The sequence below is a fragment of the Oscillospiraceae bacterium genome (assembly GCA_035380125.1).
In the GTDB taxonomy this organism is placed as follows: domain Bacteria; phylum Bacillota; class Clostridia; order Oscillospirales; family JAKOTC01; genus DAOPZJ01.
Genome location: DAOSWV010000005.1, coordinates 63,083 through 78,286 on the forward strand (window position 1 = coordinate 63,083; position 15,204 = coordinate 78,286).

The window sequence follows — 15,204 nt, forward strand, 5'->3', positions numbered from 1 at the left end:
AATCTAATTTAATGACAATCTAAGGCATTTAAAATTCATTTCAAACGTTTTCGCCAACATGTTTTCCGGTGATTGCGAAAACCACCCATTCCGCGATGTTGGTCGCATGATCGCCGATACGTTCAAGGTATTTTGCAATCATCATGGTGTCGAGCGCAACTTCCCCGCTCTGTTTATTCAACGCAATCAGTTCGATCAGATCGCTTTTGATTTTCAGGAAAAGGTCATCTACGATGTCGTCATATGCGATGACCGACTGTGCAAGTTCGAGATCGTGTTTGACAAAGGCGTCGATGCTGTCTGTGACCATTTTGATGACGGCTTTGGCCATATCCGCAATGTGGATGTCGTTTTTGGAATCCGACAAATCGGTATACGTGACCAGTTCGGCGATATCGGCCGCTTGGTCGCCGATACGCTCCATATCGGTCACCATTTTAAGCGCCGAAGAAATGAGACGCAGATCGCTGGCCACCGGCTGCTGCTGCAAGAGCAGTTTCATACAGAGCGTTTCGATATCACGCTCTTTCTGATCGATTTCCTTTTCAATTTTAATGGCGTTTTCGGCGAGTGAAATATCGGAATCCAACAGGGATTTGACCGAACATGCAATCCCGTCTTCGCACAACGCGCCCATGATGATCAGGTCGTTATTCAGCGCCTGAAGCTGCTCGTCAAATTTGATGCGCATTATCCGAACCTCCCTGTAATATAATCTTCTGTTTTTTTGTTTTTCGGTGTTGAGAACAATGCTTCTGTATCTCCGTATTCAATGACCTCACCGAGCAGGAAAAACGCTGTTTTATCGGAAATTCGGGTTGCCTGCTGCATGTTGTGGGTCACGATGACAATAGAATACCATTTTTTAAGCTCGGTGACAAGGTCTTCTATTTTACTGGTCGAGATCGGGTCGAGTGCGGAGGTCGGTTCGTCCATCAAAAGTACCTCCGGCTCGACGGCAAGCGCCCTCGCGATGCAGAGACGCTGCTGCTGGCCGCCGGAAAGTCCGAGTGCCGATTTTTTCAACCGGTCTTTGACTTCGTCCCAGATCGCCGCGTCCACAAGCGATTTTTCGACGATTTCGTCAAGTTTTGCTTTCTGTTTGACGCCGTGGGTTCGGGGCCCGTATGCGATGTTATCATAAACGCTCATCGGAAAGGGATTGGGCTTTTGAAAGACCATGCCCACCCGTTTCCGGAGCAGGTTGACGTCCATTTTGCGGTCGTAGATGTCCTCGCCGTCCAACAGGACTTTGCCCTCGATGCGGCAGCCCTCGATCAGATCGTTCATCCGGTTCAGGGATTTTAAAAGCGTGGACTTGCCGCAGCCGGACGGGCCGATAAAGGCGGTGATTTCTTTGCTCTGAATCGTCAGATCGACGTTTTTCAGGGCTTGAAAATTTCCGTAAAATAAATTCAGTTGTTCGATGTTGTATTTATCCATTGTTTGTTCTACCCTTCGATAACCTCTTTGCGATAAATGCCGATAGTGCGTTGATGCCGACGACGACCACGAGCAGCACAACTGCCGACGCATAGGCCTTATCCTGTGAAAGCCCTTCGTTCCAGAGCGCGTACAGATGTACCGAGAGCGTTCTTCCGCTTCCCAAGACATCGTCCGGAATCTGCGCAACCGTGCCAGCCGTATAGATCAATGCGGCTGTCTCGCCGACGATTCTGCCGATCGACAACACGACGCCCGCGAGAATTCCCGGGATCGCCGACGGAAGAACGATTTTAAAAACCGTGCGCAGTTTTCCGGCGCCGAGTCCGAAACTGCCTTCGCGGAATGAATCCGGAACCGCTTTCAACGCTTCTTCGGTGGTGCGCATGATGACCGGCAGGATCATGATCGAGAGCGTCAAAGCGCCCGCAAGCATGCTGTAACCCCATCCGAAGTAGACCACGAACATCAGATATCCGAACAGACCGTAGACGATGGAGGGGATGCCGGAGAGGGTTTCGGCGGTCATGCGCACGACGGCGACGAGTTTATTGCCGCGTTTCGCGTATTCAACCAGATAGATCGCCGAGAAGACGCCGAGCGGTACGGCGATGAGCAAGGACATCAACGTCATTGTGACGGTATTGACGATCGCGGGAATGACGGAACAGTTCGTGGTGTTGTATTTCAGCGAAAACAGGTCGAGTGTGATGTTCGGTATTCCTTTTGCGAGGATGTAGACGATAATAAAAGCGAGCGCCGAAACGGTTAAAGTAATTCCGATATAGACGAGAATCCTTAAAATGACGGACTGCAGTTTTGCCCTTGTCATGTTTTCGACCTCCTTTTCAAGATCGAAAAGATCAGGTTGATAATCAATATAAACACGAACAGCACAACGCCTGTGGCAATCAGCGCGTCATAATGCAAATCGGCCGCATACCCCATTTCAATGACGATGTTTGACGTCAGGGTACGCAGTCCTTTGATGATAGAAGTCGGCATGATCGCCTGATTTCCCGCGACCATGACGACGGCCATGGTTTCGCCGATTGCCCGTCCGACACCTAAAATCACGGCCGCCATGACACCTGATTTTGCCGCCGGAAAAACGGAGAAGAAAACGCTTCTCTCATGACTGGCTCCGAGTGCGAGAGACCCTTCGTAATAACTCTCGGGCACTGCGCGGATCGCCGCCTCAGAGACGCCGATAATCGTGGGCAAGATCATAATGCCCAGTACGATTGATGCGGCAAGCATGGATGAACCGGTTCCTCCGAAGAGATTGCGTATGGTCGGGACGATGACCATCAATCCGAAGAATCCATAGACGACCGAGGGGATTCCGGCCAGCAGATCCACTGCGGGTTTCAACACTTTATGCAGCTTTTTCGGACAGAATCTGGCCATGAAGATCGCGGTGAGGATTCCGGTCGGAACACCGATCACAAGCGCACCCGCCGTGACGTAGATACTGCCCATGATCATCGGGAGAATGCCGTAGATGTCGTTTTCCGGCTTCCATTTTGTCCCCGAGATGAAATCCCAAAGCCCGATCTCTTTGATCGCCGGGATGCCGTTGGCAAAGAGGAACAGGCAGATGAGCAGTACTGCCAGAATCGCGACGCATGCGCTCAGCATGAAAACGATTTTCATTGTGATCTCTTTGAACTTGATCATAGATTGGCCTTTCTTGGAAAGTAAGGCTTGAAAATCGAATTTTCAAACCTTACTTCCCGGTGAGGTGCTTCAGAAACCGGATTAAGCAATATCTTCCCAGTTCACGATGGTGCCGGTGTAGATTCCGAGAACCTGCTCGGATGTCAGACCGTCGATCGCGTTTTCGATGTTGACAATCACGGCGATGCCGTCGAGAGCGATGACTGTCGGGACTGCGCCGGATTCAAGCTCGCTGTCTTTGAGTTCACGGGACGCCATACCGATTTCGCAGACACCTTCAAGCGTGCTCTTGACGCCGGATGTGGAGTCGCTCTGCTGAACTTCGATGGTCGCGTTGGTGTTGATTTCGAGATAGGCCTCAACCAGTTTTTCCATCAAAGGTGTGACAGAAGAGGAACCTGCGATAGTGATGGTGCCGGAGGGTTTGGTGCCTGCGTATGCGGACACGCCGTCAAGCGGGATATAGCTGTTGGCTTCGACGATGGCCTGTCCTTCGGTGGAGAGGATAAAGTCGATGAAGTCCTGCGCGAGGTCGCCGACTTCGCCGTAAGTGACGATGTTGAACGGACGGTAGATCGAATAGGTATCGTTTTTGATGTTTTCGACTGTTGCCGCCACGCCGTCAATTTCCAGCGCCTTGACTGTATCGTTGAGTGCGCCGAGAGAGATATAACCGATCGCGTTGGCATCGGAAGCGACGTTGGTCAGCACGACGCCGGTAGAGCTGTTGATCAATGCGGTGTCGATGGTGTAATCGACTTTATTGCCGTCCGCATCTTTCTGTTCGATTCCGAACAGTTCGATGAAGGCGCCGCGTGTGCCGGAACCGGATTCGCGGGAAATAACCGTAATGGGGGTGACCGCGGAAGCGGATGATTCCGGCGTTTTCTCACAGCCGATCAGCGCCGTACAGAGCAGTACCGCGGAAAGCACAAAAGTGATAAATTTTTTCATGCAAATTTCCTCCGTTTATCAATTCGTTGTCTGATACGGTTTTCACCGTACAGTTCAAGGATAAACCAGAAGCGTAAAATCAAAAACGGCTTTGATGTAAAATCTGTGTAAATTTTCGATATTTCGATTTTTTTACATGCTGATCAGGGCAATTGAGATAATTCCGATCCCAATGCCTAAAATTTGAATTTTCCGCAACTTATCCCTGAAAATCAGGACGCCGCAGATTGTCATCATGATTGTGACAGAGCAGCCGATAATTGGGAAAAGTACGGCGCTGTCGATGATCCCAGCAAGAAATAAATTGAACTTTTGATAGACACCCAGAATTATTCCCGCGAAGGCTGCGGGTATCCATACTTTCGGTGTCAATTTATAAGTAACTTTTACATGGACACTCTTGTATTTATAATAATAAAGCAGAGCGGAAAGCGTAAACGCGACGATATAGGCGGCCAGCACAAACCCGCTATATTGTTCTTTGGATTCCGTATGCTGGTGAAGCTTCAGGACGACGGATGCAAAACCGCCGGAGAAAAAACAAATCAACGTATGAATCAGCCAACGAACATTGAACTTCCCGAATTTGCTGTCTTTTTTTACGCTGAAAAAGAAAGAGATGAAAAGCAGAATCATTCCGATGATTCTGTTTACGGTCAAAGGTTCTTCGTAGATGATCGAACAGAACAGAATCGGAATGATCAGCGAAAAACTGTTGATCAAGACCGTCAGGGAGACAGAACCCGTCCTGAAAGCGTTCGCATAGGAAAACTGAAAAATGATGCTCAATATGCCAAATGCCGCCCCATAAAGGCAGGTCGTGATTGAGAGCGTCTGTTTTTCCGCTATTGTCAGCGGTATTGCAATCACAGCCGCGAAGGCGAACAGCATCCCATTATAAAACAACGCATCGGCACTCGTCTGCATGATCTTTTTTCCGAATGCGCTCTGGATCGTCACTTTGGTCGTCGCCATCGCCGCCAGCCCGAAAATGGCCAATAAGTAAAGCGGGTTCATTCCAAATCCCCTATCCGATTGATTTTATTTGCCGCAGTTTTTCAGGCATTCCCGAACGGTGTCTTCGTTTTCGAACAAGGTACAGCCGCCGTCATGTTCTCCGCCGGAAAGCCCTCTCTCCTGAAGGGATCGGAAAAACGGGGATTGAAGCGCATCTTTTAAAGTGCTGCTTTTTAAATCGGTGTCGGAATATGGAGAGAACGGACAGGCCTCCGCCGCGCCGTTCGGCCCGATGTGGAAAAAACCCCTGCCTGCCGCCAGACACCCGCCCATATACTGTTCGTCACCCGGAAAGGATAAAAACATCATCTTGGGATATTTTCGGCGGAGATGATTGAGTTTTTCGTCCATGATTCTGCGTTCTTTTTCGGTCGGAGCCAACTCGGTCTTGCCGTCAGCCGGTACATATTCGATATAAAAGATCAATCGGCAGCCGAGATCGTTGAAAAGGTCTAAAAAATCGTCGGAAGTGACCTCGTTGAGATTTTGCGTGGTGACGGTCACGGAAGCGCCGAAGAGGATTTTCTTTTTGCCGAGAGCGTCGATTGCGGTCATGATTTTTTCATAAGTGCCGGTACCGCGCCGTTCGTCGGTCTGTTCCCTGCCCCCTTCGACGCTGAAAATCGGGATCAGGTTCCTGTGGCGGTCCAACAGTTTGATATAATACTCATCAATAACCGTGCCGTTTGTGAAAATCGGAAAGATGATCTCCGGTTTTTTCGCCGCCTGTTCCAATACATCTTTTCGCAAAAGCGGTTCTCCTCCCGCCAACAGGCAGAATGTGATGCCGAGATCGGACGCCTGTGTGAAGAGATCATTCCATTTTTCTGCGGGCAGTGTTTCACCGCCGCATTTTTCGCCGCAGATGCCGTTGGCGCGCGCATAACAGCCCTTGCAAAACAGATTGCAGGAGTTCGTGATGCTCGCGATTAAAAAAGCGGGTACGTGCAGACCGTCTTTTTCAAAATCCTCGCGTGTTTTTGCGTTTTTCTCCGAATGCGTTAGAAATTTTAACAAATAAGCGGTCTCTTTTGGATTGCTGAAAGTGGACTTCAACACACCGGAAACCAACTCTTTGATGCCGTCGTTAAGGTAGGAAGTGAGTTCTGCGTTATTCATGAATTCTCCTTGCGCGAATGATTACAATTTTGATTATATTCGAAGTTCGGAGAAAAAACAATAAAATTTCTGTTTTTACATCGTAAATTCGAAGAAGAACGACATTTACAGAATCAAAAGGCAGAAGACGAGCAGAACCGCCAAAAAGCCGAAATTGAACGCGGAAAATTTTAAAATATAGCTTCCCTGTTTTCCCGGGTACAGGTTCGTATATTCGCGCAGGGTGATCAAACTGGCAAGAGACGCGATGATCGTGCCCACGCCGCCGATATTGACGCCGACAAGCAAACCGGCATAATCGGACGTGAAATTCGAGAGCAGCACCGCAGTCGGCACGTTGCTGATGAACTGGCAGGAAAGCGCGGAAAAAAGCAATGTATTTTTTTCGAGCAATCCGGCGAACAGGTTCCGGACCGCTTCGATACGAGAGAGGTTTCCGGAAAACACAAAAAATGCGGCGAACGTCAAAAGCAGCGGATAATCCACCGCCGCGAGCGCTTTTTTATCCATGAACAGAAGGACCGCAGGAATCAAAATCAAACCGAAATAATACGGGATTATTTTAAAGACCAATGCGATTGAAAATGCGAACAAAACGAAATAAATCATCGATTTTGCCGGGTCGAGCTTTTTGATCTCGCCGCCGATCCGTATAGGTTCCGGTTTGATAAACAGGCAGCAGATTGTGATCAGAATCACCGACAGCAGAAACGGCGGGAACATGATCGAGACAAACTCAGCGTTCGAAATGCCGAATTTCGAATAGAGGTACAGATTCTGCGGATTTCCGAACGGCGTCAGCATTCCGCCGAGGTTCGCGGCGATGTTCTGCATGATGAACGTAAACGCCATATATTTTTCTTTACCCGTTTTATACAGTGTGGAATATCCGAGCGGCAAAAAAGTCAGAAGCGCCATATCATTGGCGATCAGCATTGAGCCGATGAAAGTGACATAGACCAACACGAGAATCGATGTGCGGGTGTTTTTGCACTTTTCAACGATTTTGCAGGCCAAAATCTCAAAAAAGCTGATGTTTTTCAAAGCGCAGACAACCGCAAGTACGCAAAAAAGGCAGGTCAGCGTTTTAAAATCAAAATATGCGATATAGGCGCCGTCCGGTTTCACAAAAAACGCCGAGACAGCCGCAGCCGCCGCAGCGATCAGCATGACAATGTTTTTTCGGACGAATTGGCCGAATTTATTCGTTTCGGTTTTCGGATTTTTCGGGAGCGGATTTCGTTCCTGAACCCCGGAAAGATTCATGGTTTCATATCACCGCATTGATCAGATTGGCATAAAAAACAGCAGGCATTTACCCGCCTGCTGAATTTTAGCATTTATATGCGCAAAGTCAAGATCTTTTCGAAATCAGAATGCGTATTTTCGGTGGGATAGCGCTGCGATTTCCTCAAAATTGATCATCAGGTTCATCAGTTCGTGGGCGTGTTCTTTATACAAGCCGGTACTTTGTGCAAATGGCTCTGTAAAGCGAATATCGGAGCCGTTGTCAAACGGTCTGCGGCTGTCGTAAAGAGCGAACGGGACGGGTTCGGGGCTGTGCGTCGTGGTGGAGACCAGCGTCGGGTGGTCGGGCATCAAAAGCGCGCCGAACGGTTCTCCGCAGGATTTAAGATATTCAATCACAGGCGCGACGATTTTTTCGTCGATCTGTTCGATGGATTTGACTTTTTCGGCGGCGTTTCCGTGATGGCCGCACTCGTCCGGCGCTTCGACATGGATATAGACAAAATCGTCTTCTTTGAGCGCATCGATGGCGGCACGGCCTTTTGCGGCGTAATCCGTATGCCAATCGCCGGTTGCGCCCGGAACATGCAGAACGCGCAGTCCGGCGCATTTGCCCATGCCCTGAATTAAATCGACCGCCGAAATGATACTGCCCTTGACGCCGAATTTCTCTTTGAAATCGGTCATCTGCGGTTTCCTGCCCTCGCCCCACAGCCAAAGCGCCGAAACCGGCTTTTTGCCCTCTTTGATTCTGCGGATATTGACCGGGTGTTTCGGAAGCTCCCGATAGGAATATTCCATGATTTCGCGCAGCAGATCGCTGTTTTTTTCTTTCGGGAGATATTGACCGACGATTTGACCGTGAATGTCGTGTGGTGCGGACGTTTTCGCACCGGTCTCGGCGTTTCTCAAAACCAGGCAATGGCGGTAACGGATGCCGGCATACAATTCCACGCGATCTGAAAAATGTTCCGCGACCGACTGAATAACGGCGTGGGAATCCTTGTTTTCGATCTCGCCCGCACTGAAGTCCAGCATCACGGCATCTTCGAGTTTTTCGGCTTGCGAAAGCGTCACGGTATTGCAGCGGTAAGTGATGTCACCCGGCGAGAGTTCGATGCCCATATTGACGGCCTCAAGCGGAGAGCGTCCGGAATAATAGATTTTCGGGTCGTAACCGAACACCGAGAGATTCGCCGTATCGCTGCCGGCCTCCATGCCGTCGGGGATCGTCTTTGCCATGCCGAAAATGCCCTTTTGCGCCAACTCGTCCATGGCAGGGTGAAAAGCCGCTTCGAGCGGCGTTTGACCGGATAGTTCGGGGATGGCGATATCGGACATCCCATCGCCTAAAAATACAACATATTTCATAATTATTACCTATTTCCTTTATTTCAACCAGTCCAGAACGCTTTGTTTCATTGCGGACCGCGTGATGATTTGATCGAATCTGACCGGAAGGTTCCGGATATTTTTCAACTGCTTCGGCGCGGGAATTTTCGAGAATTCGTCCAAAGCGTCGATGGCGTTGAAGCCGTCCTTCGGAACGGGCTGCCCGAGCGCATGCAAGATTGATGAGGCAAATTTGAACGGAGAGGCGGTGGAAAGCACCGCCGTGGTAGTTCGGTCGCCCGTGGCTGTTTGATACTGCCGCAAAACGTCAAATCCCACTGCGGTGTGCGTATCGCAGAGATAGGCCTTATTTGCCCATGTGTCGGCGATGCATTTGTCGGTGGCGTTTTCATCGCAGAAATAGGCGCAAAAACCCTCTTTATGAAGCGTCGAAAGCAATTCGTCACCGATTTCGTAGCGGCCTGTTTCGCTTAACGAGCGCATAAATTGACGCACCTTTTCATCTCCGCCCAACAGGAACAAAAGGCGTTCCAGATTGGACGAGATCAAAATATCCATGGACGGAGAATTGGTCAGATAAAATGCGCGGTTTTTATCATAAACGCCGGTGTTGATAAAATCGGTCAAAATATTGTTTTGATTGGATGCGCAGAGGAGTTTATCCACGGGCAATCCGCTCTTTTTTGCAAAGTAGCCGGCCAAAATATTGCCGAAATTACCGGTCGGCACACAAAAATTCACAGGCGCACCGGGTTTGACGGCGTTGCCGGAAACCATTTTGGCATAGGCGTAAAAATAATAGACGATCTGCGGCGCAAGGCGTCCCCAGTTGATCGAATTGGCGCTGGAGAGGATGATTTTGCGTTTATCAAGTTCCTGAATGACCGACGGATCGGTGAAAATGGCTTTGACGCCGTTTTGGGTATCGTCGAAATTTCCTTTGACGGCGAGGACGTTGACGTTGTTGCCTTTTTGCGTTGACATCTGAAGCCGTTGAATTTCGCTGATGCCGCCGTCGGGATAAAAAACACAGATGCGGGTACCTTTTACATCGGAAAAACCCGACAGTGCGGCCTTTCCGGTATCGCCGGAAGTTGCGGTTAAAATTGCGATTTCTTTATCACAGCCGCATTTTTCGGCGGCGGAAGTCAGGAGGTACGGAAGCAGCTGAAGCGCAAAGTCCTTAAACGCACAGGTGGGCCCATGAAAGAGTTCCAATGAGAAAATACCGTCGCCGAGGCCTTTAATCGGTGCGGGATCGGCGGTTTCGAAGTTGTCTCCGTAGGCCTTTTCGATATAGGAGGAAAGCTCTTCTTCGGAATAACCCGGCAGGAATTTCGGCAGGATTTTTAAAGCGCAGCCGCGGTAGTCCAAGGCGCTCAATTCCGCAATTTCGGCAAGAGAAAACGACGGCAGCGTTTTCGGGACAAACAGTCCACCGTCCGGCGCAAGGCCGTTCAAAATCGCGTGTGCCGCGCTCACGGTTAAATTTTGATCTCTTGTGCTGCAGAATTCCATACCGTTTTACCTCTTTTGGTTATTTTGAAAGGTCGATCCAATACCTTTGAAAAGGCACTCCGTTTTTGAGGACTTCGTTTTCGAGAACGCCGCCGTTTTTTATCATGGTTTTTGCGGAGCCGATGTTGGTTTTGACGCAGGTGATTAGTACGCGTTCCAGACCCATTTCCCTGCACTTTTCAAGCGCAAGAGACAGCATTTCGGCAGCATAACCCTTTCTGCGCTCGGATGGGCGGATTTCATAACCGATGTGACCGCCGTAATTGAATAAAAATTCGTTGAGCTTATGGCGGATTTGAATGGTACCGACCATACGGTCACCGTCAAAGGCGAAGTATTCGGTGGCGGGAACAAGCGATTCGGTTTCATCATTTATTTTCAGGTCGGACTCAATTTTTTTAATCCAATCCGCGTAATTTTCGGCGTGGTCAAGCCCGGCGTCGCCGTTGATCTCGACTTCGCCGGCGTCGAAACACTCCTGCCGATAGTCGAGCGCCTCCCGCTCCATTTCAAGCGTTGGGAATAAAAGTTTTAATCTGCCCATAAGAGTTCCTCCGTTACAATGTGATCCAATAGCGTTGAACAATCGCGCCGTCATCGACCAACACTTCGTTTTCGAGAACACCGCCGTTTTTTAGAATCGTCTTAGCGGAACCGAAATTGTCGTTATCGCAGGAGACAAGCACTTTTTCAAGACCGAGTTCCCTGCACTTTTTAAGAACCAGCGAGAGCATTTCGGTCGCATAACCCTTTCTGCGCTCGGAGGGACGGATATGGTAGCCGATGTTTCCGTTGCACTTCAACAATTCCGCGTTTAAGCGATGGCGGATTTGAGTGACGCCGACCAGTTTGTCGCCGTCAAATGCAAAATAAAGCGTCGCGGGTACATAGGGGTTCTCTTCGCTTGTGAGATCGGCATTGATTTTGGCGATCCAATCCGCGTAATTCTCGGCGTAGTCAAACCCGCCGTCGCCCTGAATTTCGGTCTCGCCGTTCTCAAAACACTCCCGGCGGAATGCCAGCGCCTGTTGTTCCATTTCTAGGGTCGGGAATATCAATTTTAATCTGTTCATAAATGATCCTCCAAGATCAGTTCCATTTTCATGATGCGCGGGCTCATGCCGCAGGATTCGTAAAAGGCAATCGCCTCTTTATTGAAACACCAAACGCCGAGATCAATATTATAACAGCCCAGTTGTTTTCCCTGATCTTTGCACGTTTCAAAAAGTGCGCGTCCGATACCCATACGTTGATATTTTTGAAGCACGCAGATGTCGTCGATGTAAAACTGATCGAAATCAATATAGGTGGAATGATTGCGGATTCTGTTGATGTTTGCGAACGCATAACCCACGACTTCGCCGGCGTTGTTCTCGGCGATGTAAACGTAATGACCGGGCGTGTTCAGGCGTTCCGTGAAAGCGTCGGAAGTGAAGCACCGGGGTTCGGTCTTGAAAAGATCGGGACGGCCGTTGTAATGCAGATCGGCGATCTCTTTTTGCAGGGGTTTGATCTTTTCACAGTCCTCGGGGACGGCGGTTCGGATTGTGATATTCATAAATTTATTCCTTTCTCAATATATCCAGCGTATGGTACGACATGCCGGTCAGATCAGCGCGTTCGCAGATGGCGAAATGGTATTTCAAATACAATTCAAACAGGCTATCGTCCATATTGTCGATCATCTCACGGTTATAATTGGTGAACATATCAGTACCGAGGAAATGAAGCCGGCTGACTTTCAAGTCCGATATTAAGGCGTCTATTTCCTCCTTGCGGTAGAGCGTGAAAATTTCATCAGGAGTCGAAGAGGCCTTGAACGTAATGGGATTAATCAGGGTTTTATACGGTTCTTTCAAAATACCGCCGCGCTGAAAACCAAACTGGATGATGGTGGCCTCGTTCATACAATAGGCGACATATAGCAATCCGTTGGGTTTTGTCACGCGAAGGGCCTCCGAGAGCGCTTTTTTCTTGTCTTCGTCGGCAAACAGGTGGTACATCGGCCCGAGCAGCAGCGTGATGTCATAGGTGTTCTGAGCGATAAATGAAAGATCGACCGCATTTCCCTGCGTGATCGTGACGGTTTCATCAGGTAAGGTATTTATTTTGAATTTTTCAATATTGTGTTCGATTAATTCAACGGCGTCGACCGTATAACCTTTATGTGCGAAAAGGTGTGAATACCGACCTGTACCCGCACCGATCTCTAGGATTTTCATGCCGGAGCGAAGGTATTTTTCAATATATCGCACGGTCGTCAGAAACTCGACACTGCCGTGTCGGGAAAGCAAACGGCTATCTTCGTCGTAAGAATTATAATAATTCGTTAAAACTTCAAACGCTTCCATAAAAACCTCCTGGTAAAATAAAAAACGGCGTAAGCTCTTTATCGCTTACACCGCTGCGTCTTGTTCGAAAAATTCCTGTCTATTTTTCCGAATATGATAACAGAGGTATAAGCACGGCGGTAGTGGTAGTAGTACCATACACGTCATGCGTATCAGTAGTGGCGGTCGTTATATTTAATTTGTTAATCAACAATACCATTACCGGATCCTCCCGTTGGAAATTTTTAAGAGTATAACATGGGCAGAGCCTATTTGTCAACACTCTTTTATAAAAAGGATTTATTTGGTTTTTCAAAGTTTAGCGGATTTTTTCAGGAATAATAAATTATTACCTTGTTTTTCCTTATTCTTTTACATCTGTTTTATTTTTTCATCCCATAATTTTGTTACGGGTTTGTAAAAGGTTTTTTTACTTTAAATGATTGCATTTAGTTGATAAAAAGGTTATACTATAGGACATATTATTTTTCTCGAAATTGTTTGGGGGATGCATTTAATGAATACAAAGCTTGCATTTTACATATTGAAAAGATTCTTTTTGGCTCTATTGACGATTTTTTTGGTCATAATGATTACATTCTTTGTTATGCACGCCATTCCCGGCGGGCCGTTTTTGAGTGAAAAATCTCCAAGCCCCGAAGTCACGGCTGCACTTGAAGCAAAATACGGTTTGGACAAGCCTATTATGGAACAATTCTGGACTTATTTAAAAGGTGTTTTAAAATTTGATTTCGGTCCCTCTATCAAACAGAGAGGCCGCAGTGTTACGAATATTATTTTAGAGGGTTTTAAGGTCAGTGCTAAACTGGGTCTCGCCGCAGCAGGACTTGCGATTGTTTTCGGCCTTGTTTTAGGGTCTCTTGCCGCGGTCTTTCATAATAAAGTAATCGATAAAGTTACGATGGTTTTGTCAACCGCTTTCGTTGCAATACCATCATTTATTTTAGCGACGTTTTTATTATTGATATTTTGCGTCAAATTGAGCTGGCTGCCGGCAAACGGGTCCACGGCCGGCGGTTTGATCCTGCCCATTATTGCGCTTTCCTTGTATCCGATGGCATATATCATACGATTAACGAGGTCGAGTATGCTCGATGTACTGGGACAGGATTATATCCGTACTGCCCGTGCAAAAGGCGTGAAACCGAACAGAGTTTTGTTTAAACACGCTCTGCGAAATGCCATTACGCCGGTTATCACCTATGCGGGGCCGATGATCGCTTTTATTGTCACCGGAAGTTTGGTCGTGGAAAAGATCTTTGCCGTTCCGGGACTGGGCAAATATTTCGTCTCAAGCATTTTCAACAGGGATTATACGCTGATTATGGGTACCACGATTTTCCTTGCGACACTCGTTATCTTTATGATGTTGATTTCTGATATTTTATATAAAGTATTTGACCCGCGGGTTGAATTATCTTAAGAACGGAGGGTTTGAAAATGAGCGAAAATAAAAAAATGCCCAAAAAGAATCCTCTGAGCTTTCAACTGGATTTATCTAAATTTACACCCGCAAGCGAAGAAGAGAAACTGCAGCAGGTGCAAATGCGTGAGCGGACCACTTTTTTTAAAGACGGCATGCGCCGTCTTTGGAAAAATAAAATTGCCATGACCTGCTTCTTTATTATTCTGATCATTCTGCTTATGGTGGTTTTCGTACCGATGGTCTATCCGTATTCTTACGAACAGCAGCTTGGTCTTACTCAGGGCCAAAGTGTGGATTCGTCCTATTTGAATTTAAAGCCGTTTGAATACGGAGCGACCGAACAGGCGCGCATTGCCGCCGGTGAAAAAGTATTCCCGCATATTTTCGGAACCGACACTGCCGGCAGAGATTATGCCATCCGTGTCATTTACGGCGCAAGGGTTTCTTTACTGGTAGGTTTCTTCGCCAGCATCATCGTTTTGATCATCGGCGTTACCTACGGTTCTATAGCCGGTTATTTCGGCGGCAAAGTGGATTTGTTTATGATGCGAATTGTCGACATTATCTATTCCCTACCCGACCTCTTAATGATAATTCTGCTCTCGGTGGTATTAAAAACGGTACTCGCTCCGGTGATCGAGGGCTCTTGGTTTTCTAAATTGGGAACCGGAATGATCAGTATTTTCATTGTATTCGCATTGTTATACTGGGTTAGTATGGCGCGTTTGATCCGCGGTCAGATTCTCTCGATCAAACAAGAAGAATATGTCCTTACGGCAAAATCCATCGGTGCAAGCGCTTTTCGCATTATTCGCAAGCATATCCTGCCAAACTGCATCAGCATCATTATCATCACCACGGCACTCCAAATTCCTTCGGCAATCTTTACGGAAAGCTTTCTCAGTTTTTTAGGTCTCGGCGTCTCAATTCCGATGCCGAGTTTGGGTTCTCTTGCTTCCGATGCGCTCACGGGTATTTACAGTTATGCTTATCGTTTGGTTATTCCGGCTGTCTTTATCTGTTTGATCGTGCTTTCGCTGAACCTTCTGGGCGACGGTTTGCGCGACGCCTTCGATCCGAAGCTGAAGAATTAAC

General features: G+C 48.0%; 16 protein-coding genes. 2 read left to right on the plus strand and 14 right to left on the minus strand.

The features are described 5' to 3' along the window. Positions 1-40: 40 nt before the first annotated feature. From phoU to PK629_02840, 14 genes are all read right to left on the minus strand, one after another. Positions 41-691, minus strand: a complete 651-nt coding sequence (phoU, locus tag PK629_02775) for a phosphate signaling complex protein PhoU (protein ID HOP10393.1) — start codon at positions 689-691, stop codon at positions 41-43. Then, positions 691-1,443 (minus strand): phosphate ABC transporter ATP-binding protein PstB, encoded by a 753-nt coding sequence (gene pstB, locus PK629_02780; protein HOP10394.1) that lies wholly within the window; start codon positions 1,441-1,443, stop codon positions 691-693. Before pstB ends, phoU begins: the two co-directional genes overlap by 1 nt. Further along, positions 1,436-2,275 (minus strand): phosphate ABC transporter permease PstA, encoded by an 840-nt coding sequence (gene pstA, locus PK629_02785; GenBank protein ID HOP10395.1) that lies wholly within the window; start codon positions 2,273-2,275, stop codon positions 1,436-1,438. Before pstA ends, pstB begins: the two co-directional genes overlap by 8 nt. After that, complete coding sequence (pstC, locus tag PK629_02790; protein ID HOP10396.1) at positions 2,272-3,123, minus strand: phosphate ABC transporter permease subunit PstC; 852 nt, start codon at positions 3,121-3,123, stop codon at positions 2,272-2,274. The genes pstA and pstC overlap by 4 nt, the downstream gene beginning before the upstream one ends. A gap of 81 nt (positions 3,124-3,204) precedes the next feature. Beyond that, entirely contained in the window at positions 3,205-4,077 is an 873-nt protein-coding gene (locus tag PK629_02795; protein ID HOP10397.1) for a substrate-binding domain-containing protein, read from the minus strand. 132 nt (positions 4,078-4,209) lie between these two features. Next, positions 4,210-5,094, minus strand: coding sequence for an EamA family transporter (locus tag PK629_02800; protein ID HOP10398.1), 885 nt, complete (start codon positions 5,092-5,094; stop codon positions 4,210-4,212). A 24-nt stretch (positions 5,095-5,118) separates the two neighbouring features. After that, positions 5,119-6,213: a radical SAM protein gene (locus PK629_02805; GenBank protein HOP10399.1), complete on the minus strand. Its 1,095-nt coding sequence runs from the start codon at positions 6,211-6,213 to the stop codon at positions 5,119-5,121. 105 nt (positions 6,214-6,318) lie between these two features. After that, positions 6,319-7,479: an SLC13 family permease gene (locus PK629_02810; protein ID HOP10400.1), complete on the minus strand. Its 1,161-nt coding sequence runs from the start codon at positions 7,477-7,479 to the stop codon at positions 6,319-6,321. Positions 7,480-7,584: 105 nt separating this feature from the next. Continuing rightward, positions 7,585-8,832 (minus strand): cofactor-independent phosphoglycerate mutase, encoded by a 1,248-nt coding sequence (locus PK629_02815; GenBank protein HOP10401.1) that lies wholly within the window; start codon positions 8,830-8,832, stop codon positions 7,585-7,587. Between the two features lie 18 nt (positions 8,833-8,850). Further along, positions 8,851-10,332 (minus strand): threonine synthase, encoded by a 1,482-nt coding sequence (gene thrC / locus PK629_02820; GenBank protein HOP10402.1) that lies wholly within the window; start codon positions 10,330-10,332, stop codon positions 8,851-8,853. A gap of 19 nt (positions 10,333-10,351) precedes the next feature. Then, on the minus strand, positions 10,352-10,876 hold the full coding sequence (locus tag PK629_02825; protein HOP10403.1) for a GNAT family N-acetyltransferase: 525 nt from the start codon (positions 10,874-10,876) through the stop codon (positions 10,352-10,354). Between the two features lie 13 nt (positions 10,877-10,889). Further along, a complete protein-coding gene (locus tag PK629_02830; protein HOP10404.1) occupies positions 10,890-11,405 on the minus strand; it encodes a GNAT family N-acetyltransferase in 516 nt (171 codons plus the stop codon). Beyond that, on the minus strand, positions 11,402-11,890 hold the full coding sequence (locus PK629_02835) for a GNAT family N-acetyltransferase (protein ID HOP10405.1): 489 nt from the start codon (positions 11,888-11,890) through the stop codon (positions 11,402-11,404). The genes PK629_02830 and PK629_02835 overlap by 4 nt, the downstream gene beginning before the upstream one ends. Positions 11,891-11,894: 4 nt before the next feature. Continuing rightward, positions 11,895-12,683: a class I SAM-dependent methyltransferase gene (locus tag PK629_02840; GenBank protein ID HOP10406.1), complete on the minus strand. Its 789-nt coding sequence runs from the start codon at positions 12,681-12,683 to the stop codon at positions 11,895-11,897. 496 nt (positions 12,684-13,179) lie between these two features. On the opposite strand from PK629_02840, the gene PK629_02845 reads away from it, so the two are divergent. Next, positions 13,180-14,106: an ABC transporter permease gene (locus tag PK629_02845; protein ID HOP10407.1), complete on the plus strand. Its 927-nt coding sequence runs from the start codon at positions 13,180-13,182 to the stop codon at positions 14,104-14,106. A gap of 17 nt (positions 14,107-14,123) precedes the next feature. After that, positions 14,124-15,203 (plus strand): ABC transporter permease, encoded by a 1,080-nt coding sequence (locus tag PK629_02850; GenBank protein ID HOP10408.1) that lies wholly within the window; start codon positions 14,124-14,126, stop codon positions 15,201-15,203. The last annotated feature ends 1 nt before the right edge of the window (position 15,204 follow it).

Coding starts and splice junctions, on each gene's coding strand:
- phoU (HOP10393.1), bottom strand. CDS start 691: ATGCGCATCAAATTTGACGAGCAGCTTCAGGCGCTGAATAACGACCTG.
- pstB (HOP10394.1), bottom strand. CDS start 1,443: ATGGATAAATACAACATCGAACAACTGAATTTATTTTACGGAAATTTT.
- pstA (HOP10395.1), bottom strand. CDS start 2,275: ATGACAAGGGCAAAACTGCAGTCCGTCATTTTAAGGATTCTCGTCTAT.
- pstC (HOP10396.1), bottom strand. CDS start 3,123: ATGATCAAGTTCAAAGAGATCACAATGAAAATCGTTTTCATGCTGAGC.
- PK629_02795 (HOP10397.1), bottom strand. CDS start 4,077: ATGAAAAAATTTATCACTTTTGTGCTTTCCGCGGTACTGCTCTGTACG.
- PK629_02800 (HOP10398.1), bottom strand. CDS start 5,094: ATGAACCCGCTTTACTTATTGGCCATTTTCGGGCTGGCGGCGATGGCG.
- PK629_02805 (HOP10399.1), bottom strand. CDS start 6,213: ATGAATAACGCAGAACTCACTTCCTACCTTAACGACGGCATCAAAGAG.
- PK629_02810 (HOP10400.1), bottom strand. CDS start 7,479: ATGAATCTTTCCGGGGTTCAGGAACGAAATCCGCTCCCGAAAAATCCG.
- PK629_02815 (HOP10401.1), bottom strand. CDS start 8,832: ATGAAATATGTTGTATTTTTAGGCGATGGGATGTCCGATATCGCCATC.
- thrC (HOP10402.1), bottom strand. CDS start 10,332: ATGGAATTCTGCAGCACAAGAGATCAAAATTTAACCGTGAGCGCGGCA.
- PK629_02825 (HOP10403.1), bottom strand. CDS start 10,876: ATGGGCAGATTAAAACTTTTATTCCCAACGCTTGAAATGGAGCGGGAG.
- PK629_02830 (HOP10404.1), bottom strand. CDS start 11,405: ATGAACAGATTAAAATTGATATTCCCGACCCTAGAAATGGAACAACAG.
- PK629_02835 (HOP10405.1), bottom strand. CDS start 11,890: ATGAATATCACAATCCGAACCGCCGTCCCCGAGGACTGTGAAAAGATC.
- PK629_02840 (HOP10406.1), bottom strand. CDS start 12,683: ATGGAAGCGTTTGAAGTTTTAACGAATTATTATAATTCTTACGACGAA.
- PK629_02845 (HOP10407.1), top strand. CDS start 13,180: ATGAATACAAAGCTTGCATTTTACATATTGAAAAGATTCTTTTTGGCT.
- PK629_02850 (HOP10408.1), top strand. CDS start 14,124: ATGAGCGAAAATAAAAAAATGCCCAAAAAGAATCCTCTGAGCTTTCAA.